20 protein-coding genes, 2 pseudogenes and 2 CRISPR repeat arrays are annotated in these 22,425 nt (G+C 36.7%); of the genes and pseudogenes, 21 read left to right on the forward strand and 1 reads right to left on the reverse strand.

Going from position 1 to position 22,425, the window contains the following annotated elements; translation table 11 throughout:
• Positions 1-144 precede the first annotated feature (144 nt).
• The 7 genes from glmU to M594_RS04370 all read left to right on the forward strand — a co-directional run bounded on the left by glmU (position 145) and on the right by M594_RS04370 (position 6,294).
• Positions 145-1,524 carry a bifunctional UDP-N-acetylglucosamine diphosphorylase/glucosamine-1-phosphate N-acetyltransferase GlmU gene (gene glmU / locus M594_RS04340; RefSeq protein ID WP_173876070.1) on the forward strand — a complete coding sequence of 460 codons (1,380 nt, stop codon included), beginning with the start codon at positions 145-147 and terminating at the stop codon, positions 1,522-1,524.
• A 9-nt stretch (positions 1,525-1,533) separates the two neighbouring features.
• Complete coding sequence (locus M594_RS04345) at positions 1,534-2,079, forward strand: NUDIX hydrolase (RefSeq protein WP_000393816.1); 546 nt, start codon at positions 1,534-1,536, stop codon at positions 2,077-2,079.
• 11 nt (positions 2,080-2,090) lie between these two features.
• On the forward strand, positions 2,091-2,402 hold the full coding sequence (gene macP / locus M594_RS04350) for a cell wall synthase accessory phosphoprotein MacP (RefSeq protein ID WP_000517861.1): 312 nt from the start codon (positions 2,091-2,093) through the stop codon (positions 2,400-2,402).
• A gap of 16 nt (positions 2,403-2,418) precedes the next feature.
• The gene (locus M594_RS04355; protein ID WP_049551137.1) at positions 2,419-3,111 is read left to right on the forward strand and encodes a 5'-methylthioadenosine/adenosylhomocysteine nucleosidase; all 693 of its coding nucleotides are present in this window, start codon (positions 2,419-2,421) and stop codon (positions 3,109-3,111) included.
• A 76-nt stretch (positions 3,112-3,187) separates the two neighbouring features.
• The gene (gene rocS, locus M594_RS04360; RefSeq protein ID WP_000021242.1) at positions 3,188-3,679 is read left to right on the forward strand and encodes a chromosome segregation protein RocS; all 492 of its coding nucleotides are present in this window, start codon (positions 3,188-3,190) and stop codon (positions 3,677-3,679) included.
• A gap of 252 nt (positions 3,680-3,931) precedes the next feature.
• Positions 3,932-4,522, forward strand: a complete 591-nt coding sequence (locus tag M594_RS04365; RefSeq protein WP_173876071.1) for a 3'-5' exonuclease — start codon at positions 3,932-3,934, stop codon at positions 4,520-4,522.
• Between the two features lie 8 nt (positions 4,523-4,530).
• Positions 4,531-6,294, forward strand: coding sequence for a glycerophosphoryl diester phosphodiesterase membrane domain-containing protein (locus tag M594_RS04370; protein WP_173876072.1), 1,764 nt, complete (start codon positions 4,531-4,533; stop codon positions 6,292-6,294).
• 72 nt (positions 6,295-6,366) lie between these two features.
• On the opposite strand, the gene M594_RS04375 is transcribed toward M594_RS04370, so the two are convergent.
• Positions 6,367-6,666, reverse strand: coding sequence for a YbaB/EbfC family nucleoid-associated protein (locus M594_RS04375; RefSeq protein ID WP_136936827.1), 300 nt, complete (start codon positions 6,664-6,666; stop codon positions 6,367-6,369).
• A 1,237-nt stretch (positions 6,667-7,903) separates the two neighbouring features.
• Here M594_RS04375 and cas6 point away from each other — a divergent pair.
• The 14 genes and pseudogenes from cas6 to M594_RS04445 all read left to right on the forward strand — a co-directional run bounded on the left by cas6 (position 7,904) and on the right by M594_RS04445 (position 22,421).
• Positions 7,904-8,632, forward strand: coding sequence for a CRISPR-associated endoribonuclease Cas6 (cas6, locus tag M594_RS04380; protein ID WP_136936826.1), 729 nt, complete (start codon positions 7,904-7,906; stop codon positions 8,630-8,632).
• A gap of 9 nt (positions 8,633-8,641) precedes the next feature.
• Positions 8,642-9,853: a hypothetical protein gene (locus tag M594_RS04385; protein WP_173876073.1), complete on the forward strand. Its 1,212-nt coding sequence runs from the start codon at positions 8,642-8,644 to the stop codon at positions 9,851-9,853.
• The gene (gene cas10, locus M594_RS04390; RefSeq protein WP_173876074.1) at positions 9,854-11,497 is read left to right on the forward strand and encodes a type III-B CRISPR-associated protein Cas10/Cmr2; all 1,644 of its coding nucleotides are present in this window, start codon (positions 9,854-9,856) and stop codon (positions 11,495-11,497) included.
• Positions 11,497-12,768 carry a hypothetical protein gene (locus M594_RS04395; RefSeq protein WP_173876075.1) on the forward strand — a complete coding sequence of 424 codons (1,272 nt, stop codon included), beginning with the start codon at positions 11,497-11,499 and terminating at the stop codon, positions 12,766-12,768. Before cas10 ends, M594_RS04395 begins: the two co-directional genes overlap by 1 nt.
• A gap of 10 nt (positions 12,769-12,778) precedes the next feature.
• On the forward strand, positions 12,779-13,480 hold the full coding sequence (locus tag M594_RS04400; protein WP_173876076.1) for an RAMP superfamily CRISPR-associated protein: 702 nt from the start codon (positions 12,779-12,781) through the stop codon (positions 13,478-13,480).
• Complete coding sequence (locus M594_RS04405) at positions 13,473-13,886, forward strand: type III-B CRISPR module-associated protein Cmr5 (protein WP_254597225.1); 414 nt, start codon at positions 13,473-13,475, stop codon at positions 13,884-13,886. Before M594_RS04400 ends, M594_RS04405 begins: the two co-directional genes overlap by 8 nt.
• Positions 13,887-13,888: 2 nt before the next feature.
• Entirely contained in the window at positions 13,889-14,695 is an 807-nt protein-coding gene (gene cmr6, locus M594_RS04410) for a type III-B CRISPR module RAMP protein Cmr6 (protein WP_173876078.1), read from the forward strand.
• A gap of 289 nt (positions 14,696-14,984) precedes the next feature.
• Positions 14,985-15,835: direct repeats of the CRISPR family, unit length 29 nt; unit sequence GTTCTACCTTACCTATAAGGAATTGAGAC.
• Positions 15,836-15,923: 88 nt separating this feature from the next.
• Positions 15,924-17,399 (forward strand): hypothetical protein, encoded by a 1,476-nt coding sequence (locus tag M594_RS04415; protein WP_173876079.1) that lies wholly within the window; start codon positions 15,924-15,926, stop codon positions 17,397-17,399.
• Between the two features lie 119 nt (positions 17,400-17,518).
• Positions 17,519-17,846: a CRISPR direct-repeat array (repeat unit 25 nt; unit sequence TACCTTACCTATAAGGAATTGAGAC).
• 365 nt (positions 17,847-18,211) lie between these two features.
• Positions 18,212-18,511 (forward strand): annotated as a pseudogene (locus M594_RS10235) (EfeM/EfeO family lipoprotein); the annotation flags it as partial.
• Positions 18,504-18,596, forward strand: a pseudogene (locus M594_RS04425) (twin-arginine translocase TatA/TatE family subunit); the annotation flags it as partial. The pseudogenes M594_RS10235 and M594_RS04425, both read left to right, overlap by 8 nt.
• Before the next feature lie 336 nt (positions 18,597-18,932).
• Positions 18,933-19,640 (forward strand): 2-C-methyl-D-erythritol 4-phosphate cytidylyltransferase, encoded by a 708-nt coding sequence (locus tag M594_RS04430; protein WP_173876081.1) that lies wholly within the window; start codon positions 18,933-18,935, stop codon positions 19,638-19,640.
• A gap of 4 nt (positions 19,641-19,644) precedes the next feature.
• Positions 19,645-20,667 (forward strand): ribitol-5-phosphate dehydrogenase, encoded by a 1,023-nt coding sequence (locus M594_RS04435; RefSeq protein ID WP_173876082.1) that lies wholly within the window; start codon positions 19,645-19,647, stop codon positions 20,665-20,667.
• Positions 20,668-20,683: 16 nt separating this feature from the next.
• Positions 20,684-21,553 carry a choline kinase LicA gene (licA, locus tag M594_RS04440; protein WP_173876083.1) on the forward strand — a complete coding sequence of 290 codons (870 nt, stop codon included), beginning with the start codon at positions 20,684-20,686 and terminating at the stop codon, positions 21,551-21,553.
• The gene (locus tag M594_RS04445; RefSeq protein ID WP_004269680.1) at positions 21,543-22,421 is read left to right on the forward strand and encodes a DMT family transporter; all 879 of its coding nucleotides are present in this window, start codon (positions 21,543-21,545) and stop codon (positions 22,419-22,421) included. The genes licA and M594_RS04445 overlap by 11 nt, the downstream gene beginning before the upstream one ends.
• Positions 22,422-22,425 lie beyond the last annotated feature (4 nt).

Consider the following 22,425-nt stretch of genomic DNA (forward strand, 5'->3'; position numbering starts at 1 on the left):
TTTACCTTAAAAATGAGAAAAAATCAAAAAAAATACTCAAAAAATGGGTTAAGAAAGGACTTTAGAGCATTTTTTCATTCAAGAGCGCGGAATGATTTGAAATATGGTATAATAAAAGGGAATTTCTAGAGAAAAGAGAAGATTATGTCAAATTATGCCATTATTTTAGCAGCGGGTAAAGGGACTCGCATGAAATCTGATTTGCCAAAAGTTTTACACAAGGTTGCGGGTATTTCTATGCTGGAGCATGTTTTCCGTAGTGTGGGAGCCATTCAACCTGAAAAGACAGTCACAGTTGTCGGACACAAGGCAGAATTGGTTGAAGAGGTCTTGGCTGGACAGACAGAATTTGTAACTCAATCTGAACAGTTAGGTACCGGTCATGCAGTTATGATGACAGAGCCTATTCTAGAAGGTTTGTCAGGTCATACTTTGGTCATCGCAGGGGATACTCCTTTGATCACAGGTGAAAGCTTGAAAAACTTGATTGATTTCCACATCAATCATAAAAATGTGGCCACTATCTTGACTGCTGAAACGGATAATCCTTTTGGCTATGGACGAATTGTTCGTAATGATAATGCTGAAGTTCTTCGCATTGTTGAACAGAAGGATGCCACAGATTTTGAAAAGCAAATCAAGGAAATCAACACTGGAACTTACGTTTTTGACAACGAGCGTTTGTTTGAGGCTTTGAAAAATATCAATACCAACAACGCTCAAGGAGAATACTATATTACAGATGTTATTGGTATTTTCCGTGAGGCTGGTGAAAAAGTCGGAGCTTATACGTTAAAAGATTTTGATGAGAGTCTTGGAGTAAATGACCGTGTAGCACTTGCGACTGCTGAGTCGGTTATGCGTCGTCGCATCAATCACCAACACATGGTCAATGGAGTTAGCTTTGTCAACCCAGAAGCAACTTATATCGATATTGATGTTGAGATTGCGCCCGAAGTTCAAATCGAAGCCAACGTTACCTTGAAAGGGCAAACGAAAATTGGTGCTGAGACTGTTTTGACAAATGGAACTTATGTGGTGGATAGCACTATCGGAGCAAGAGCTGTCATTACCAATTCTATGATTGAGGAAAGTAGTGTTGCAGACGGTGTGACAGTCGGTCCTTATGCCCACATTCGTCCAGGTTCAAGTCTGGGTGCCCAAGTTCATATTGGAAACTTTGTTGAGGTGAAAGGTTCTTCTATCGGCGAGAATACTAAGGCTGGTCATTTGACTTATATCGGAAACTGTGAAGTGGGTAGCAAGGTTAATTTTGGTGCAGGAACTATTACAGTCAACTATGACGGAAAAAACAAATACAAAACAGTCATTGGTAACAATGTCTTTGTTGGTTCAAATTCAACCATTATTGCGCCAGTAGAACTTGGTGACAATTCCCTCGTTGGTGCTGGTTCAACGATTACTAAAGATGTTCCAGTGGATGCTATTGCTATTGGTCGCGGTCGTCAGGTCAATAAAGACGAATATGCAACACGCCTTCCTCATCATCCTAAGAATCAGTAGGAGTCTATCATGGAATTTGAAGAAAAAACGCTTAGCCGAAAAGAAATCTATCAAGGACCAATATTTAAACTGGTTCAAGATCAGGTTGAATTACCAGAAGGAAAGGGAACTGCCCAACGGGATTTGATTTTCCACAATGGAGCTGTTTGTGTTTTAGCTGTAACGGATGAGCAAAAACTTATCTTGGTCAAGCAGTACCGCAAAGCCATTGAGGCAGTCTCTTACGAAATTCCAGCTGGGAAATTGGAAGTAGGAGAAAATACAGACCCTGTTGCAGCAGCTCTGCGTGAATTAGAGGAAGAAACAGCATATACAGGGAAGTTAGAACTCTTGTATGACTTTTATTCAGCTATTGGCTTTTGTAATGAAAAGTTAAAACTTTACCTAGCAAGTGATTTGACAAAGGTGGAAAATCCGCGTCCGCAGGATGAAGATGAGACCTTGGAAGTCCTTGAAGTGAGCCTAGAAGAAGCTAAGGAATTAATCCAATCAGGTCATATCTGTGATGCTAAGACAATTATGGCTGTTCAATATTGGGAATTGCACAAAAAATAGAGGAGGTCAGTATGGGTAAACCTTTATTAACGGATGAAATGATTGAAAGAGCTAATAGAGGCGAAAAAATTTCGGGTCCCCCTTTGCTTGATGACGAGGAAACCAAGATTTTACCAACCTCTTCTTCCCGTTTTGGTTATGCCAATCCTAAGGATCATGGTTTTAGCCAGGAAACCTTGAAGATTCAGGTCGAACCGTCTATTCATAAAAGCCGTCGCATTGAAAATACCAAGAGAAATGTCTTCAATTCTAAACTGAATAAAATCTTATTTGCAGTCATCTTTCTCTTGATTTTGCTTGTCTTAGCAATGAAACTTTTGTAATAGAAAAGGAATTGAAATGAAAATAGGAATTATTGCGGCTATGCCAGAAGAACTGGCTTATTTGGTCCAGCATTTAGACAATGCCCAGGAGCAAGTTGTTTTAGGCAATACCTATCACACAGGAACCATTGCTTCTCATAAAGTCGTTCTTGTAGAAAGTGGAATTGGTAAGGTCATGTCTGCTATGAGTGTGGCGATTTTGGCTGATCATTTTCAAGTGGATGCTTTGATTAACACAGGATCAGCTGGGGCAGTGGCAGAAGGTATTGCTGTTGGGGATGTTGTGATTGCTGACAAATTAGCCTATCATGATGTGGATGTTACAGCTTTTGGCTATGCTTATGGACAAATGGCACAACAACCGCTTTATTTTGAATCAGATAAAACTTTTATTGCTCAAATCCAAGAGAGTTTATCTCGATTGGACCAAAAATGGCATCTTGGATTGATTGCTACAGGAGATAGTTTTGTTGCAGGAAATGACAAGATAGAAGTGATTAAGTCCCATTTCCCAGATGTTTTGGCTGTTGAGATGGAGGGGGCAGCTATTGCTCAGGCAGCGCATGCCCTTAATCTCCCAGTCTTAGTCATCCGAGCTATGAGTGACAATGCCAATCATGAAGCAAACATCTCTTTTGATGAGTTTATTATCGAAGCTGGACGTCGCTCTGCCCAAGTCTTATTAGCCTTTTTGAAGGCCTTAGATTAAGTGGAAATTTGACAGTTTTTCTAGCTTATGATAAGATTTAAGTAAAGAAAAGCTAGAAAACGTTTCAGAGGATATTATGAGTATTGAAATGACCGTCAGTGAGATTGCAGAGGTCTTAGGATTATCTCGCCAAGCAATCAATAACCGTGTCAAAGAATTACCAGAAGAAGACACAGATAAAAATGACAAAGGGGTAACAGTAGTTACCAGAAGTGGCTTGATTAAGCTAGAAGAAATCTATAAAAAAACGATTTTTGAAGATGAGCCTGTCAGTGAAGATGTCAAGCAACGTGAACTGATGGAGATTCTGGTTGATGAGAAGAATGCAGAAATTCTTCGTCTCTATGAACAATTAAAAGCCAAGGATCGTCAGTTATCAGAAAAAGACGAGCAGATGCGTATCAAAGACCGTCAGATTGCTGAGAAAGACAAACAACTCGATCAGCAGCAACAATTGACCCTTCAAGCAATGAAGGATCAAGAAAATCTTAAGCTAGAGCTGGACCAAGCAAAAGAAGAAGTCCAATCCACTAAGAAAGGCTTTTTTGCTCGTTTATTTGGAGGATAATCAAGGAGCTGTTTAGGTTAAATGCTAACCTGATGGCTTCTTTTATTTCTAAATAGTATAGTTGCTCAAGTAATACTTAATGAAAATCAAAGAGCAAACTAGGAAACTAGCCGCAGGCTGCTCAAAGCACTGCTTTGAGGTTGTAGATAAGACTGACGAAGTCAGTTACATATATCTACGGCAAGGCGAAGCTGACGCGGTTTGAATTTGATTTTCGAAGAGTATAAAATAACAGTAGAGGAGAGGTATATAATGGAAAAATTAGAAGATTACATTGCTTTTGACTTAGAATTTAATCAGCACGAAGGGCAAACACACTTGATTCAAGTATCGGCAGTGCGTTTTAGAGATGGTCAGGAAATTGACGCCTATGATTCCTATGTCCATACTAGTGTGCCTCTAAAGAGTTTTATCAATGGTTTGACTGGGATTACAGCTGAGACCTTAAAAGATGCTCCCCCAGTGGAGGAAGTTATAAAAGATTTCCAAGAGTTTGTGGGTTCTTTCCCCATGGTTGGATACAATGCTGCTAAAAGTGATTTGCCTATTCTAGCAGAGCATGGTTTAGACTACAGCCTGCAGTATAAGGTGGACTTGTATGATGAAGCCTTTGAACGTCGTAGTTCAGATTTACACGGTATTGCCAATCTCAAATTGCAAACTGTTGCCTCATTTCTCGGATTTCAAGGACAGTCCCATAATAGTTTAGAGGATGCTCGTATGACAGCGCGTGTTTACGAGTCCTTTCTAGAGTCGGATCAAGCTAGAGAATTGTTAGGGGCAGAAAGTAGCCTATCGAACAATCCTTTTGGAGGCTTAGACTTGTCTCAATTATTTGATTAGGAGTGTCTATGAAACCTGAAAAACCTAAAAATCTAGGTTTTAAGCAGATATACTTTAATCTAGATAAAATACTCTTTCTCTTTTTCTTGACTTTCATGATGATTGAGTTTGTCTGGTTACCGTCAAATTCTTGGATTGCTGGACTTTTGCTCCGTCAGACAGGTTATCTCTTTCTATCTTACAACAATATTTTTGCCATTATAAAAGGTTCTCCCTTTGTTAGTCTTGCTTTATTTATTCTGGTAATTGTTAATTTATTGGTCGCCTATTACCAGATAGGACTTCTCTTTATTGGTGCTCGGCATTTATTATGCCATGAAAAAAGGACCTTGCTGGAGTACAGTCGTAAGGTCTTTCGCCAAAGTTTCTTGTTTATGAAGCAAGTCACGCTTGCAAAGATAGCCTTTATCTTCTTTTATGTCATGATGCTCTTTCCATTGATTCGAAAGATTTTAAAGATTTACTACCTAAATAAAATTGTCATTCCAGACTTTATCGTTGATTATGTGGAAGATAAGTATTGGCTAGTAGGTATAGTTGTTACTATTCTGGCTTTACTTTTGTTTTATATTTCAGTACGGTTGATGTTTGCCTTACCCCAGCTTTTATTTGAGAAGAAAACAGTCAAAGAAGCAGTCAGATATAGTCTAGAAAAGACAAGAAAGCACTCCTGGTTTTATACTTGGAACTTGCTTTGGATTGTCGTCAAAACCTACCTATTTTTCATTCTTTTATTGATTCCAATCTTGGCAAGTCAGGCACTAATGGATGGTTTGACCCATAAGGAATCTCTTGTACTGGGAATTATCAACTTTGTCTTGATTAAGAATTTCCACTACATAGCCTTGACTTACTTTCTCATTAAGTTTGTTTCCTTCTTAACAGGAGAAGAATTAGAAATCACACCAAGGCGAAAGAAAGACCACTGGATGAGATGGGGAGTGATGGGCTGTGCTTGTATCTTTTTCGCTCTTGAGGGTTATGTTTATTTAGAAGCTCCAGTTGCCAATAAACCTTTAATTATTTCTCACAGGGGAGTATCTAATAAGAATGGTGTCCAAAATACAGTCCAATCGTTAGAAAAGACGGCTCAGCTATCTCCAGATTTTGTTGAGACAGATGTTCAGGAAACGAAAGATGGCCAGTTTGTCATGATGCATGATGCTAATATCAAGAATTTGACAGGAGTTAATGCCAATCCTCAGGATCTCACTTTGGAAGAATTAACCAAACTTGATATTTCAGAAAATGGCTATCATAGCAAGGTGTCTAGTTTTGATGACTATCTCAATAAAGCCAATGAATTGCATCAAAAACTCCTTATTGAAATTAAAACCAGTCGAAAAGATAGTCCAGATATGATGAAACACTTTATGGAAAAATATGGAACTGTTCTTAAGCAGAATGGTCACCAAATGCAATCCTTGGACTACCATGTGATTGACCAGGTTTTAGCCTACGATACTCAAATTCCAGTCTTTTTCATCCTACCTTACAATAGTATCTTTCCAAGAACCAAGGCTACAGGCTATACCATGGAGTATTCAACTTTAGATGAAAATTTTGTCAATAAGCTTTGGAATACGGATCAGAAATTGTACGTGTGGACCATCAATAGTTCAGAGTCCTTTGATAAATCCGTTCAGCTAGGAGCTGATGGCATGATAACGGATGACTTGGAAATGATTCAAGATCAGCTTACCATTGCCCAAGAAGACCCAGAGTATACGGATTTACTGTTCAAACAGGCTATGGAATTCTTTAATTTTTAGTAAGCAAAAAGAGGAACAATTGTTCCTCCCATGATAGGCAAGTATTCTCTTGAATGCTTGTTTTTCTTATGCTTAAAATGGCAATTTCCCAGCGAAAGCACCTAGTTTTTTCTTGGTAGTTTCATCGATTTGTTCAAGAGCAGAGTTGATGGCCTGAACGGTCATATCAGAAAGAGTTTCAAGATCTTCTGGGTCAACGACAGCTGGATTGAAGTCAATGCTGACAACTTTCTTATCTCCAGTTAAGGTTGCTTGGACAAGGTCTTGAGCAGATTTTCCAATAAACTCCATAGCAGCAAGTTCTGCTTGACTTTGTTCCATTTGTTTTTGAAGTTTTTGTGCTTGACGCATCATGTTTTGCATATTCATCATATTATTTTTAAGATTCCTTTCGTATTAAGGTATAAGAAACTGAATTATTATTTTAAAAAAGCCAAATCTGTTCACTTTTCTTTTAAAAAGGTAGCTTGATGTAAGTCATGAAGCCTACACTTAGCTTCAGATTCCTCGGCCTCTTTTCTGGTGAGGACAGCTCGCTTTCTACGTCGTTTTCTATCACCCATCAGTTTACTAAAACAATAGCTAACATAAACTATCTAGGTTCCGATAGGGAACTCGATAACTAGCACTACTGTCTACTTTTGTTAGTCTAGACAGAATCAGGAAGTATACTATCTATTATATCATTTTTGTTTTCCAATGAAAAGTTTAAAATCTCTTCAATAAAAGTTTATTGAACCACGTTTTAATTCATTTTTGTACCAATTGAACACTTCTGAAAATAGTAAAATTATTACTTTATAAATTAAATGTTCTTAACTTCTTGAATAACAGGTTAGGTTAATTATTTCAATTTTAGTTACTATATGTAATATTTTTTTATATATTAGAAGAAATGATAGCTATTTATTTTAATTAATCTTTTAGAAAATGTAGATTACTATCATTAGTGTATTCAGTGATATAGTAGGAAAAAAGTGAAATTTTTTTGTTACTGTCTATAATTAGATTATTTATTAAGAGTGACCTATGAACACTAATAATCACAAATGAGAAGTTCATTATTTTTGTTTGAACAAAGAGTAATACTGATTACTTATATTATTTTAAAAGCACACAATAATTCCTAGTATGAATTTTGATATGAATTTGTCTGCAGCTAGTTTTGTACGAAAAGATGATTTTGAAAAAATTTTATCCATGGTAAAGAGTGGGGAAGAGATACACCCTCTCTTAAAATTTCTAATGTTACTAGAGTAAATTTTAAAATTGATATTACTGAATTTATAAATTGCAATGATTCAGATTAAATTATCTGCTCACTTTTAGATAAAGAAATTCAATTTCGAAATCATAGACTTCTCTAACTATTTTATCATTGTAAAAGCGATGCTGAAACGATAGATTTTTGTAAAATATCTCAAAATAGTCGATAAATTCTTATATCAAAATTCAACATAAATTGTTTGAATTTATGGATTTGAATATTAGAGATTCTAACAGTTAGTTAAGTCTGAGAAACAGTTATAATATGATTTGACAGCGGTTACAAAATCATGTAATATTTATAATATAAGAAGTTGTATATTCATTTAAGGAGGAAAGAAGGATGCAATTATTGATTGAACTGAAAAAAATTGATCAGTTTAGCTTGCCAGTGAATTATAATTATCTCCTTCAATCGATGATTTATAATCTATTAGATAATAAAGAAAAACTATCTAGAAAAATTCATGAGACGGGCTATCAGATAGAGGATAAACATTTTAAACTGTTCACATTTTCGTTATTGAGAGGTCAATATAAAATCCACGGAAAACGAATAGAATTTCTTGATAAGGTGCGATTTGAAATTCGTACAGTTGACAAAAACATTTTATTGACTATTGTGGAGTCTTTGTTGAATCTAGAGACATTGAGGATTGGGCAGAACCTTGTAAAAATTTTAAATGTAAAAATTGGAGAGAAGAAATTGACGGGGACCTCTTATAAGATTCGGATGATTTCTCCCTTGGTGGTTCGTTCTACAGATGCTGACACCAAAAAAACATTGTATTACAATCCGTTTGATACAGAATTTAAGAGCAGAATCATGGAGAATTTTGAGAGGAAATATCAAGCTTATTATCATAAAGTACCGACAGGTAGATTTGATATAGAACCGATAAATTATTCTTTAAAAAATAAGTTTGTTACCAAATACAAAGACTTTCTCATAACAGGTTGGAGAGGAGAATTTGAGATAAGAGGAGATGCGGAGGTGTTAGATTTCCTCTATCAAGTTGGGCTTGGTGAGAAGAATTCAATGGGATTCGGGATGTTTGTGATTGAAGAATAGGAGGATAAAATGGATATGGAATTTAGGAATTGTAAGTTAGAGCTTGACTTAAAATGTCATGCACCAATTATTCATTTCCAGCCTAGTGTTAATGCTAAAGGAGCTACTCTTAGAGCTAGTGAAGTGAAGCCAAAATTTGATAAATATCTTTGGACGAAGGAACCTGAGGAACTTGCAACCTATGAACTGTTACCTTATAAGATGAAGTTTATAGCAAAAAAGAAAGAGGTTATAGACGTAAACAAAGAAGATGAAGATGTTGATATCCCTCTCTATTATGCTAAGGACCAAAAAAGAATGGTCATAACTAATCCAAGAATAGTCATTACTTGTTTTGATCCTATTCTTCAAAAATTGATAGTTAAGCATATCAAAAACTTTTTCATAGTGACAAATTTTGGAGCTGCGCAAGGAAAAGGATATGGTAGTTTTACTATAATTGATCACGAAATGAATCCCGAGCAAAATAATCAGGTTGACCAAGAAAATGTTGAAAAAATCTTAATGGAAGAGTTTGGCTTAAAAACATTATATAAGATAGATTGTAATAAGCTAGTTGAAAAGTTAGCTAAGTTTGAAGCAATAAAAAAGATTTTTAGGATTATTGAAAACTTCTATAAGATTATTAAAGGAGGGATTAATCATAAAGAATATATAAAAGGCTTTTTGTTTAAATATATGAGTGACAAGGAAATAAAAAATGAAAAAGCTGCTTTAAAAACAGAAATTATAGATCATCCATACGCTTCAAATCAAAACAAAGTAAAACAGGAACCCAAAATTAATAGCCATAAAGAGTGTTACGTTAGAGCATTGCTTGGTCTATCTTCTTCCTTTGCTTTTAAGGATCAAAGAAGGCAAAAAGGTGGTGCAGTTGATGTGAATATTAAAATTTCACATGCTGATGAAACTATCGAACGTTTCCCTTCTCCTTTAACATTTAAGGTGATTAATAAGATCATTTATATTATTCCTAAAAAAATTGATGAGAGGATATGGGAAAAAGAATTTGTTTTTACCTATGAACTTGATAAAAAAAGGGGGCACATTCATGGTATTCAGTCAAAAGAAAAGCCAGAGAAACTAAAATTAGATACCCCAGCATTAAATGACTTTTGTTTAGAAGATTTTCTAGATGAGGCTGTTGAATATTATAACGAAAATCGAGGTAAAATCAAAGGTCCACAAATAGATAAATACCACACCAAAGGAGATGAATAAATGAAATACGTAGGTATTACAATAGGTCCGATTTTTAAAACCATTGGAGAGGCGATCTCTCCGGCAGGTTTGTGGTTTGGCAGTTATTTTTTCTCAACGGTGACAAAGAAACTCTGTGAAAAACTTGTTGAGATTCCAAATGTCAAGATTTTTTCACCGTTTTATGACTCTAATAGTAAACAAAAACCACAAGAAGATGGTATTGGTCGTTACCATGATCGGATTCTGTTTTTAGTTGATAATAATACAGTAATTGAGGGAGAATTACAGAGTATAATTTCAGCAGTGAAGAAAGAAATGGCTGAGAAATTCGGAGAGTTTAATTCAGGGCAGATTGAGAATTTTATTAACAATTATCTGAGAATTGATTTTGTTATTCTTAATGAAAAAACTATAAACGAAATTATAGGAAAAAGTGGAAAAGCTGGAAATAACATAGCTATAATACTGAATGATGCTTTGGATGCATTGGAGCTAATGGCAGCAGGTAAGGGAAGAACAGATATGAACTTATTTGCTTCGTTCTTTGCAGGCCAGAAAGGCAATCGGAATATCTATATTAAAGAAAGTAAGCTATTTACAGATACCAGACCAAATAGTCAGTTGGTTATAAAACATCCAGATGATAGTTCCGATTTAAAATCAATTGAAGACATTGCTCTATCTCGAAAGAAAGAGGAAAATTCCTCTGAAGAGATTCCTGATGGTGGGGTAACACCGACCAGAAGCGAATACTACGCAGTCGTTAATTCGGATGGGGATAAGGTCGGAACTCTTTTGAAAGCTTTATGTAAAAATGTAGATATCTCCCAACAGTCTGATAGGATAAATAGTTTTTCGAAGGCTTGTTTAGACTATGCTGGTGAAGCGGCTAAACTTGTCGGAAAATATGGGGGGATGACTATTTATGCTGGTGGGGATGATTTACTGTTTATTGCTCCTGTTCATTCTCTTTTCTCCTTATGTAGTGAATTGGACGAAATGTTCAAAAAAACATTGAAAAAAGGTCTGGAAGAAGTAGAACTGCCAGATGATAGCATCAATGTCAGCTTGTCTTTTGGTGTTGCTGTTCAGTATGTCAAATATCCTCTATATGAAGCGCTGGAAAGAGCTAGAGTTCAACTTTATAAGGCTAAAGAAAGTTGCGGTAAACGTCCGAATGGTAGTGAAATCAGTGGAGGTAATCGTCTAGGGATAGAGTTGGTAAAACACAGCGGAAAAACCGTTCAATTGATGGTAGAAAACGAGAAGTTAGAGATGATTGATAATCTGATAAACTATCGAGCAACTACGAACGATCAAGCACTGGAATCGGTCCTCTATAATCTACAGGATACAGAAATTATTTTTAAGTTGTTGTTTGAAAAAACCGCACAGAATGAATTTGACTTTCAAAAATATAAAACTAGATTTTTAAATAACTTTAACAATCCTAACCAGTTGACCTATCATGACTATCTGGAAAAAATAGCTGAATTTTTCTATAACAACTATTTGGAAGAATATCAAGATCAAGATATGGTAGATACGAAAGAAAAGGTTGATGGAATTTGTACAAAGCGAAATATGAGTATAGGAGAATACTATACCAAGGAGTTGCAGGCTATTTTATTTTTGGTAAAGTTTTGGCAGGGAGGTAAGTGATGACAGACTATCTTGTGACGTTTAGACCGCTAGGAGACTATTCTTTTGGTTCAGATAGACGCTTTAGTTTTGTCGGTAAAAATAACTATTCGGAGGATGAATACGCTCCTTATTTTATCCGCACTAATCGCGCTCCTGAACAGTCCACAGTCTTTGGGATGATACGCTATCTTATCTTAGTCAGTAATGAGATTGAGCTGAAGCAGGATTTTCATTATGATGAGGATACACGGGATATAATGAAAGCTCTAATCGGAGAGAAGAGCTTTTCTCTAAATGGAGGTGTACGAGACTTTGGAAAATTAGAAAAAATCTCTCCCATCTTTCTGCTAAAAAATAGTGAGGAAATTGTTATACCAAATCCGTTTAATAACAAGCAGGGGAAAGAGGGGATTGAACAGTTTGCACCAATGATATTAGAAGAAGAAATTAAAGTATCAACTAGTTTTGGTGAAATCGCTCTGCCTAAATCTAAGGAATATAATCCTAAAGAAGGGCATGGGGATGGCTATTACAATATTAACACAGGTCATTTAGAAGCAGCCGAAGATATGTTTAGTACTAAGGTAGCGACTGGTGTAAGGCGTGTTACGCAGAATGATCTGGGGAAGCTGAAGCAAAATCTTCGAGAATTGTGTAAGTCGTTTGTGAATGAAGAAATGAAACAGGAAGTTTCTAATTTAGACAAGAATAGCAATCTTAGTTTAACCGAGTTTATAAATGATTTTATGGATTTGTTAGAAAAGTATAATAAAGAGGGAAAAAATCACTTTCAAGAAGAATTGGAAAAACTATCCAAAAATTTTGATGCTGATCGTCTATTTAAGCGAGAGGTACATCAGCTGCAGAAAGATTACGAATTTGCGGTTTATGTTACGGTGGAAAAGGGTGTTCAGTTGACGGACGGACTTGTCTCAATGGGACAGAAAGGTACACTTTTCAAGGTTTCTGTTCAAGAGTCGGAAGATAATTTAGAAAGTGAAATTACAGAGCATTTTCAGAAGCATACTCCACAAGGTCAGACTTGGCAATACTGCCTATCAGATGTGTGCCTGTTAGATGATGTTAAGGGCTTTGCGATTTTAGAGGAAAAACTAGTTCGCCAACTTCATACAGACCTTAGTAAAAATCGTCTGAGAGGACTTGATTTACAAGGCTCTAGTCTTCTTTATAAGGCAGGGAGCGTCTTTTATGGTGATGATGCTATTTCGGTAAAAACTGGTTTAGAGCCAGCAGGTTATAATACTATTTATAAAATTACAGGAGAGTAAGGAGTAAAAAATGAAAGCAAAAATTTTTGTCATTGAATGTTTAACAAATTTGCATGTAGGAAATGGAGATGTTAATTTTAACATCATTGATAACGAAGTGGAGCGAGATGTTGTGACGGGATTCCCGACGATTAACTCCTCAGGCGTTAAAGGTGCTCTGAGGGCCTTCTTTGAAGAAAACGACTTATCGAACATTGATGAAATATTCGGTTCGGAAAATAGTAAGGTTACTACTTCAGGAGCATTAAAATTTCTTAGCGCGAATCTACTAGCCCTGCCAATTCGTTCGGTAAGTGGTGGGGATAAACCCTATTCAATCCATGCTCCGAAAACAGCCTGTGAAGATTTTAACCAAATGATTGAAAATTTTCAGTTAGAATCTGTTTCAATAGAAGATATAAAGGGTGTCGATGAGAAGATAACTCTGGACCAAGATAATTCTTGCTTTGAAAAATATGGTTTACCAGTAATTGCTCGGAATAGTGTTGGAGAACAAACTAATTTGTGGTATGAGGAAGTAGTACCCCACAAGTCGATTTTCTATTTTGCAGTGGTGGCTTCAACTAGTGAGTCAGAAAACCTTTTAGAGGCTTTTACAGATTCGGTGAGAGAGAAAATTATCCAGTTTGGTGCAAATGCTTCCGTAGGTTATGGACTTTGCAAGGTTATTAAAGTGATTTCAGGAAATGAAGAAGGAGCAAACAATGGATAAGAACAGAATTAATCAGTTGCTTCCTATTGCTGTTGAGGTTATTGAAAAGGAGCTTACGGAGCCAATTCCAAATGAGTTTAGAGGCTATATCGCTTCTTTTGGAGCTGCTATTACAATGGGAAGTCTCCCAGCCGCAGTTGCCTACTATTCGGCTAAATCCAAAAATGCCAAAGAAGATCGTACCAAGTTACCTGTTATGATTTTGGAAGTTTTGAAAAAAGAAAACACAGCTATTACGGCCACCACCTTGTTTGAGTATGTGACATCGTTCAAAAATGATAATGAGAGTTTCGCTATCAAAGAAGATGTATTGCATGCAGCAATTGCGATTAAACTAGGCTTAAACTTGTTTGAAATTGAGTCAAAAGATGAAAAAATCAAGGAAGACGAGAAAAATGGAGGGTAAGGATGATGTTTAGTTCAAAAAACATGTCTTATATCTACTATCATGAATATTTTGAAGGATTAGAGGAGAGGAAAGGAGCATCAGGTTTAGTTTATGAACTGGGTGGATCACCATCTAGTGAAGAGCAATTTCGTGAGAGAAATAAGGCTTTGCAGGATTTTAAATTTGACCTTTCTCTATCGCCTTTGGAGCATTTAAAAAATGCTTCAAAAGGTGTAGCAAGTGTTCAAACCTTTTCTTTGGAAACTATTTATCCTGGCCTCATGATAGGAACTGGCAATCCCCATGATTTGAAATCAAAGGGTTCTATTTATTCTGGCTTTTCTTTTGATTATGTAACGGGACTGCCCTATATACCTGGATCCTCTGTCAAAGGAGTACTGAAAAGCGTCTTTCCTAGGAAAGAAGATGCCAAAGATGATATTAATCAACAAAAGATGGAGTATATTCAGTCACTTCTCGAACCAGAACTCTCGGATGAAGAAATCTATGATTTGAAAGATGATATTTTTGAAGATAATGATGTCTTTTTAGATGCTTATCCAACTTCTAAAAATAAAACAAAGCAACAGTGTTTAGCTTTGGAATTCATTACGCCTCATAGTGACATTATCAAGAATCCTATTCCAATCAACTGTCTGAAAGTTAAGCCTGGAATCTCTTTTGAATTTGGCTTTTATCTGAATGAGTGTCAGCTTTCAGATGGAGTTCAAATTACGGTTAAACAAAAAATAGAGTTATTTAAAAGCATCTTGACTGATGTAGGCATTGGCGCCAAAACGAATGTTGGTTTCGGACAGTTAGAGTAGCAGAGCTCAATCGACAAGGGGATTTACAAATCGTATCTGAGGGATTCGAGCAACTCAGATAGCTCGAAAAGGTATATAGGAGCTTGTTCATATTAAGGAGTCTGAATATAAGAACGCATTTATAAAGAGCATAGAAACAAGTGAAGTCAGCTATCGTACAGGGATAGGAGTTCAATCTTAGTTGGCAAGAGCGATGGGTACAAAAAGATCGACCGACTTTTTTCATCGAAATCTTGAAAAAAGGCTTGCTTTTTGATAAAATCAATATAAAAACAGCGATATTACTGTCGTTCTACCTTACCTATAAGGAATTGAGACTTTTTGAAGTGATGGAATTACTTCCTTGTCTGCATAATTTAGCATTTCGTTCTACCTTACCTATAAGGAATTGAGACATAACGTCATAAGACAATGTAAGGTCTTTTTCAGCCGTATATTCTGTTCCTGCTCTACCTTACCTATAAGGAATTGAGACTAGCCTCAGCGCTCTACGCTATTTGCGGAGCTTTTTGGCGTTTCGAAAATGTTCTACCTTACCTATAAGGAATTGAGACCTTCTCGATTATCCCAAAAGGTTCCACCAATTGATATAGCATTGTCAGTTCTACCTTACCTATAAGGAATTGAGACGCCATAAACTCTGCTTTAGCCACAATACCTGCATCATACGATTGAACCAGGGTTCTACCTTACCTATAAGGAATTGAGACTTGATTTCTGGTGTTGACATCAAACCAAGAGTTTCAGCTGGTTCTACCTTACCTATAAGGAATTGAGACTTTGTATCGTAAATAGAATAAAATCTCTTTTCTCTGCGGCGAACTGTTCTACCTTACCTATAAGGAATTGAGACATTTTTGATGATAGCTCATCGTGACAAGCTTGCCCCCAAGTTCTACCTTACCTATAAGGAATTGAGACTTATAGTCTGGCATCCATGAATAGTTCGATACCACTTGATATCCTTCAATATGTTCTACCTTACCTATAAGGAATTGAGACGATCCATAAAAAACTTTTCCAACTTCATAAAGCCCAATAGTTATACCTTACCTATAAGGAATTGAGACTTTTTCGAGTTCACCACACTCGAACACACCGCACACTTTTGGTTCTACCTTACCTATAAGGAATTGTTTTATCCAACTGAAAAAAACTTGCGGAAGCAAGTTTTTTGTGGTATATTGGGAGTGTTTTCATGAGGAGATATCTTACTCGGAGGTTGTTTATGTCTGAGAGTCAATCTGTATTTAGTCACCATATCTTTGTTTTACCCTTTGCGGCCAAGGGGCTGGAGTCTTTTCCGAAGTCTTCCAATTGGAAGAAACTCAGCCAAGATGCCAATGACCTTCCCTATCTGAATGTAGAAGCTGGTGAAAAAAGCGAGCGTTTAAAGTACGCTTATCGTCGATATTTTAATAAAAAAGCAGAGGAGCTGATTTTCCGCAATCCTGAGCTGGTCACAAACTATGCTTATACTGGCTTAGAAAAAGGTGATGTCTATCGGATTTCTTATTATAATCACATCGACAAACTGGAGTTTTATGACCTGACGCTTGACTATATCATGCTTCGTTATTTTCCAAATTTAGAAGCAGGTTTCCTGATTTTTTCAATGGAAAATCGTTGCAGAGATAAATTGGAAGATATTAAAAACATCAACCAGTATGGTCGTCATCTCTATGCTCCTTTTTTGACTACATTGCTGCGTGATTTAGTCTCACCAAATAATATTGAGCTGATTAAGAGTGACAAAATTAACGAGCCTCCACAGCCGTCCGACTTAATTTCCTCCTATGGGATCATGTCGGCTCCGAAAGAAATTTTGCAGGATTTCTTTGGCTTGCCTGAGGAAGCGATATTTCCAGAGGATATTTCGCAGTTTGAGTCTAAGCCTCATCTGGAAATCATCATTGATGACCGGATGTATGTGGTGAGCTACATGATGGTTCCTGAAGTAGAGGACTTGATTTATAAAACGACGAATTGGGCGAATTTTGATGATTCTGAGCAAAGTTTAAAAGAGATGAAGCTTCTTTTTAGTATTTTATACGTTGATAAGGGAGATTCAACATGTCTGAGTCGAGATATGCTAAAAGCAGAGCTGGAAAAGCTTCTCTATACGAGGTGGTCAGCTGAGGGAAGTCTTTATATGGCCAGCCAGCATTCCATGATTTTTATGAGTGGTTCTGATTTTCCAAAGTTTTTCCTCAAAGGCTACTTTTTGTCGGAATATCTGGACTTGGCTTTGATTACGCTCAGCCAGAGGATTGGTATTCTGAAGTATTCTAAGGATGCGGGGGATAGGGTCAATGCCAGAGTTTCTGATAAACTGAAGCTGCAGAAGGCTTACACGACCTTTAAAAATCAATTTTTACTTCCAGAGCTGTGCCCGCAGGAGCAGGCGATTGAAATCTACGAATTGTTGCAAACCTCTCTCTATATCGAGAAGCATATCAATCTTCTAGATAGTCAAATCAGTGAACTACATGATATCAGCCAGACGGAAGCAAGCAATAAGTTGAATGACAGAGTATTAGTACTCACAGTTTTAAGTATTGCATTAGCAATCATTCCGAATATCAAAGAACTGCAAGAACACTGTCTGACGATTTGCAATCTGTGCCTGACGTATTCATCTTGGCTTACTTTGTTTATTCCTCTTTTAACAGTTGCTTTCATCTATTTCAAAAAGCGAAAATAAATGTATATTATCTGGACATACGATGTTCATCGCAAGCGCGTGGCTAAGGTTTCGAAATCTTGAACAAAGCCCTATTTTTTGATACAATCAATCTAGAAACAGCGAAAATGCTGTTGTTATACCTTACCTATAAGGAATTGAGACTATATTCTTTCGGATAGGCTTTATTAGATAATTCCATAAACGCTCCCGTTATACCTTACCTATAAGGAATTGAGACTAACCATACTCAACCATAATGAATTGGAACTCTTTAGCGAACAAGTTCTACCTTACCTATAAGGAATTGAGACAAATGAGCTTTGAAATTGTAAATTGGTTTTACAATCATGTCAATGTGTTATACCTTACCTATAAGGAATTGAGACATAACCCAACCGTGTTTCTCACGAGCCTCAGCTTCTTTCGTTCGAATAAGGTTCTACCTTACCTATAAGGAATTGCTTGTGTGTCTTTGTCTGTCTCCGAGGGCACCAAAAAAGCGAGCAAATTCTTGCCTGCTGGGAAGCATGAGAATTTGTTTGTTTTTTGTTTTGTAAGAATTATCAAGAAAAACTCTCCTAGTAGGAGAGTTTTTCTGTGTTTCAACCACAGATAGTATAGAGTTTAAGTTAGATGGCTGGTCAGTTTTTTGTTACTTCATGATAGTGTCGCGAATATTTATTGGTCTATTGGGTTACATTAAAAACATTATTTTCTACTTCGAATTTTCAAACATTAAATTTTCTGACAATTCATTGAAAAATGAGTGAAGACATGATATAATGAAACGTAAAATTAATTCAGTTTTCCTGAACCAATAGGAGTAAACAATGAAAAAACTAGGTTTTGTCCTTTTATCTTCAGCCTTGCTATTGACAGCATGTGCAGTCCGTTTTGAAAAATCAGCAGATACAACCGCTTCGTCTAAGGTGACAGCTTTGTCTGAAGACAAGCAAAAAATGCTTGATAAGGCCACTGCTGACTATAAGACTTTTGTGTAAGAGCAAATTGATAAACTCTTGACAGATACGGAAGGCTTTGTCAAACTTTTGAAAGAGGGAAAGTTGGAAGAAGCTAAGAAGGCTTATCCATTGATTCGTATGTCTTATGAGCGTTCAGAACCGATTGCCTGAACTAGGCGAATCAATTGGAAAAATGCTATCTGAATTTAAAAAAGCAGTTAAAGGAACTGAAAATCAAGATAAGGAATACTAAGACTGGTGAGTTTTACTAAAAAATAAGAAGTTAGGAAGTGTGTCTCTATCGGACAATTTATCATTTCCTAGCTTTTTCTTGTATTAAGAAAATATAAATTTAAGCTTTCTTTAAGAAAACTATATTATTCTGAAGAACTCTAAAATTTCACAGCCATTTATTAGTAATGATTACAGAATTCCTAGTCACTACTAGAAATGAACTAGTTTCTTTGAATAATGGAACTGATTAATCCTCCTATTCTAGAACGGGAGGTCTGGTATTTCTTTCAAGATAGGACTAGATTGTGGTATAATAGAGAGAATAAGTTTTTTAGTAAGACAAAGGAGAAAAAAGATGATTTATGCAGGAATTCTTGCCGGTGGAACTGGCACACGTATGGGAATCAGTAACTTGCCAAAACAATTTTTAGAGCTAGGTGATCGACCTATATTGGTTCATACAATTGAAAAATTTGTCTTGGAACCAAGCATTGAAAAAATTGTGGTTGGGGTTCATGGAGACTGGGTTTCCCATGCAGAGGATCTTGTAGATAAATATCTGCCCCTTCATAAGGAACGTATCATCATTACAAAAGGTGGTGCTGACCGCAATACGAGTATTGAGAAAATCATTGAAGCTATCGATGCTTATCGTCCGCTTACTTCAGAGGATATCGTTGTTACACACGATTCTGTTCGTCCATTCATTACGCTTCGCATGATTCAAGACAATATCAAACTTGCTCAAAATCATGACGCAGTGGACACAGTGGTAGAAGCGGTTGATACTATCGTTGAAAGTACTAATGGTCAATTTATTACAGATATTCCAAATCGTGCTCACCTCTATCAAGGACAAACACCTCAAACATTCCGTTGTAAGGACTTCATGGACCTTTACGGTTCTCTCTCTGCCGAAGAGAAAGAAATCTTAACAGATGCATGTAAAATCTTTGTGATCAAAGGAAAAGATGTGGCCTTGGCTAAAGGTGAATATTCAAATCTGAAAATTACTACAGTAACAGATCTGAAGATTGCAAAAAGCATGATTGAGGAAGAGTAATAAAATGATTAATCAAATTTACCAATTAACAAAGCCTAAGTTTATCAATGTCAAATACCAGGAAGAGGCCATTGACCAAGAGAATCATATCCTCATCCGCCCTAACTACATGGCTGTCTGTCATGCGGATCAGCGTTACTACCAGGGAAAACGTGATCCCAAGATTTTGAATAAAAAGCTTCCAATGGCAATGATTCACGAGTCATGTGGAACCGTCATTTCTGACCCGACAGGAACCTACGAGGTTGGTCAAAAAGTTGTCATGATTCCGAATCAGCCTCCTATGCAGAGTGATAAAGAATTCTATGAGAACTACATGACAGGGACCCATTTCTTGTCTAGTGGCTTTGATGGCTTTATGAGAGAATTTGTTTCTCTTCCTAAAGATCGTGTGGTGGCTTATGATGCTATCGAAGATACGGTTGCAGCCATTACAGAGTTTGTAAGTGTCGGTATGCACGCTATGAATCGTCTATTGACCCTTGCTCATAGCAAGCGGGACCGAATCGCCGTTATCGGAGATGGAAGTTTAGCATTTGTGGTTGCCAATATTATCAACTATACTTTGCCAGAAGCAGAGATTGTGGTTATTGGTCGTCATTGGGAAAAATTGGAACTTTTCTCATTTGCCAAAGAATGCTATATTACTGACAATATTCCTGAAGATTTGGCCTTTGACCACGCTTTTGAGTGTTGTGGTGGTGATGGTACTGGACCAGCCATTAATGACTTGATTCGCTATATTCGTCCTCAGGGAACGATTCTCATGATGGGAGTTAGCGAGTATAAAGTCAATCTCAATACACGCGATGCCTTAGAAAAAGGCTTGCTCTTAGTTGGATCTTCTCGTTCTGGTCGCATCGATTTTGAAAATGCAATCCAAATGATGGAAGTCAAGAAATTTGCCAATCGTCTTAAAAATATCCTTTATCTAGAAGAACCTGTAAGAGAAATTAAAGATATTCACCGTGTCTTTGCAACCGATTTAAACACAGCCTTTAAAACCGTGTTTAAGTGGGAAGTATAGGTGCTGGAGGTTAATTGTGGAGAAAATCATTAAAGAGAAAATTTCTTCCCTACTTAGTGAAGAAGAGGAAGTCCTCAGTGTTGAACAACTGGGGGGAATGACCAATCAAAACTATTTGGTCAAAACAACAAATAAGCAATACATCGTTAAGTTCTTTGGTAAAGGGACAGAAAAGCTGATCAATCGTCAAGATGAAAAGTACAATCTTGAACTACTAAAGGATTTAGACTTAGATGTAAAAAATTATCTTTTTGATATTGAAGCTGGTATCAAAGTAAATGAGTATATCGAATCTGCGATTACGCTTGATTCAACGTCAATCAAGACCAAGTTTGATAAAATTGCTCCAATTTTACAAACCATTCATGCTTCTGGTAAGGAATTAAGAGGAGAATTTGCTCCTTTTGAAGAAATCAAAAAATACGAATCCTTGATTGAAGAAAAAATCCCTTATGCTAACTATGAAGCAGTTCGAGAAGAAGTCTTTTCCTTAGAGAAAAGACTGGCTGACTTAGGTGTTGACAGAAAATCTTGTCATATCGATTTGGTGCCTGAAAACTTTATCGAATCACCTCAAGGACGACTTTATCTGATTGACTGGGAATATTCATCAATGAATGATCCAATGTGGGATTTGGCAGCCCTCTTTTTAGAGTCCGAATTCACTCCCCAAGAGGAAGAAGCTTTCTTATCTCACTATGAGAGTGAGCAAACACCTGTCTCTCGTGAAAAGATTGCCATCTATAAAATTTTGCAAGATGCTATTTGGAGTCTATGGACTGTCTATAAGGAAGAGCAAGGCGCAGATTTTGGTGACTATGGTGTGAATCGTTACCAAAGAGCTGTTAAAGGTTTGTCATATTATGGAGGTTCAGATGAAAAATAAAAATGGAGTTTCTTTTGGTCTACTCTCAGGTATTTTCTGGGGTTTAGGTCTAACGATTAGTGCTTATATCTTTTCGATTTTTACAGATTTGTCGCCCTTTGTAGTGGCTGCTGCTCACGATTTCTTGAGTATCTTTATCCTACTAGCTTTTCTCTTGGTAAAAGAAGGAAAAGTTCGCCTCTCAATTTTCTTAAATATTCGCAATGTTAGTGTGATCATCGGAGCCTTGCTAGCAGGCCCTATCGGTATGCAGGCCAATCTTTATGCGGTTAAGTATATCGGAAGTTCCTTGGCTTCATCAGTATCGGCTATTTATCCTGCGATTTCAGTTTTATTGGCTTTCTTCTTTTTGAAGCACAAGATTTCGAAAAATACTGTGTTTGGGATTGTCTTGATTATTGGAGGGATAATTGCTCAGACCTATAAGGTTGAACAGGTCAATTCCTTCTACATTGGGATTCTCTGTGCTTTGGTTTGTGCCATTGCATGGGGAAGTGAGAGTGTTCTAAGCTCTTTTGCTATGGAAAGTGAATTAAGTGAAATCGAAGCCCTCTTAATCCGCCAAGTGACTTCATTCTTGTCCTATCTTGTGATTGTGCTCTTCTCTCATCAGTCATTTGCAGAAGTGGCCAATGGACAATTGTTAGGTCTTATGATTGTCTTTGCAGCCTTTGATATGATTTCCTATTTGGCTTATTATATCGCTATCAATCGCTTGCAACCAGCCAAGGCTACAGGCTTGAATGTGAGCTATGTAGTATGGACAGTCTTGTTTGCAGTTGTTTTCTTAGGTGCACCGCTAGATATGCTGACCATTATTACGTCACTTGTCGTCATTGCTGGAGTTTATATTATTATTAAAGAATAAAGGA

The organism is Streptococcus mitis, from assembly GCF_013305725.1.
Lineage (GTDB): Bacteria > Bacillota > Bacilli > Lactobacillales > Streptococcaceae > Streptococcus > Streptococcus mitis_BO.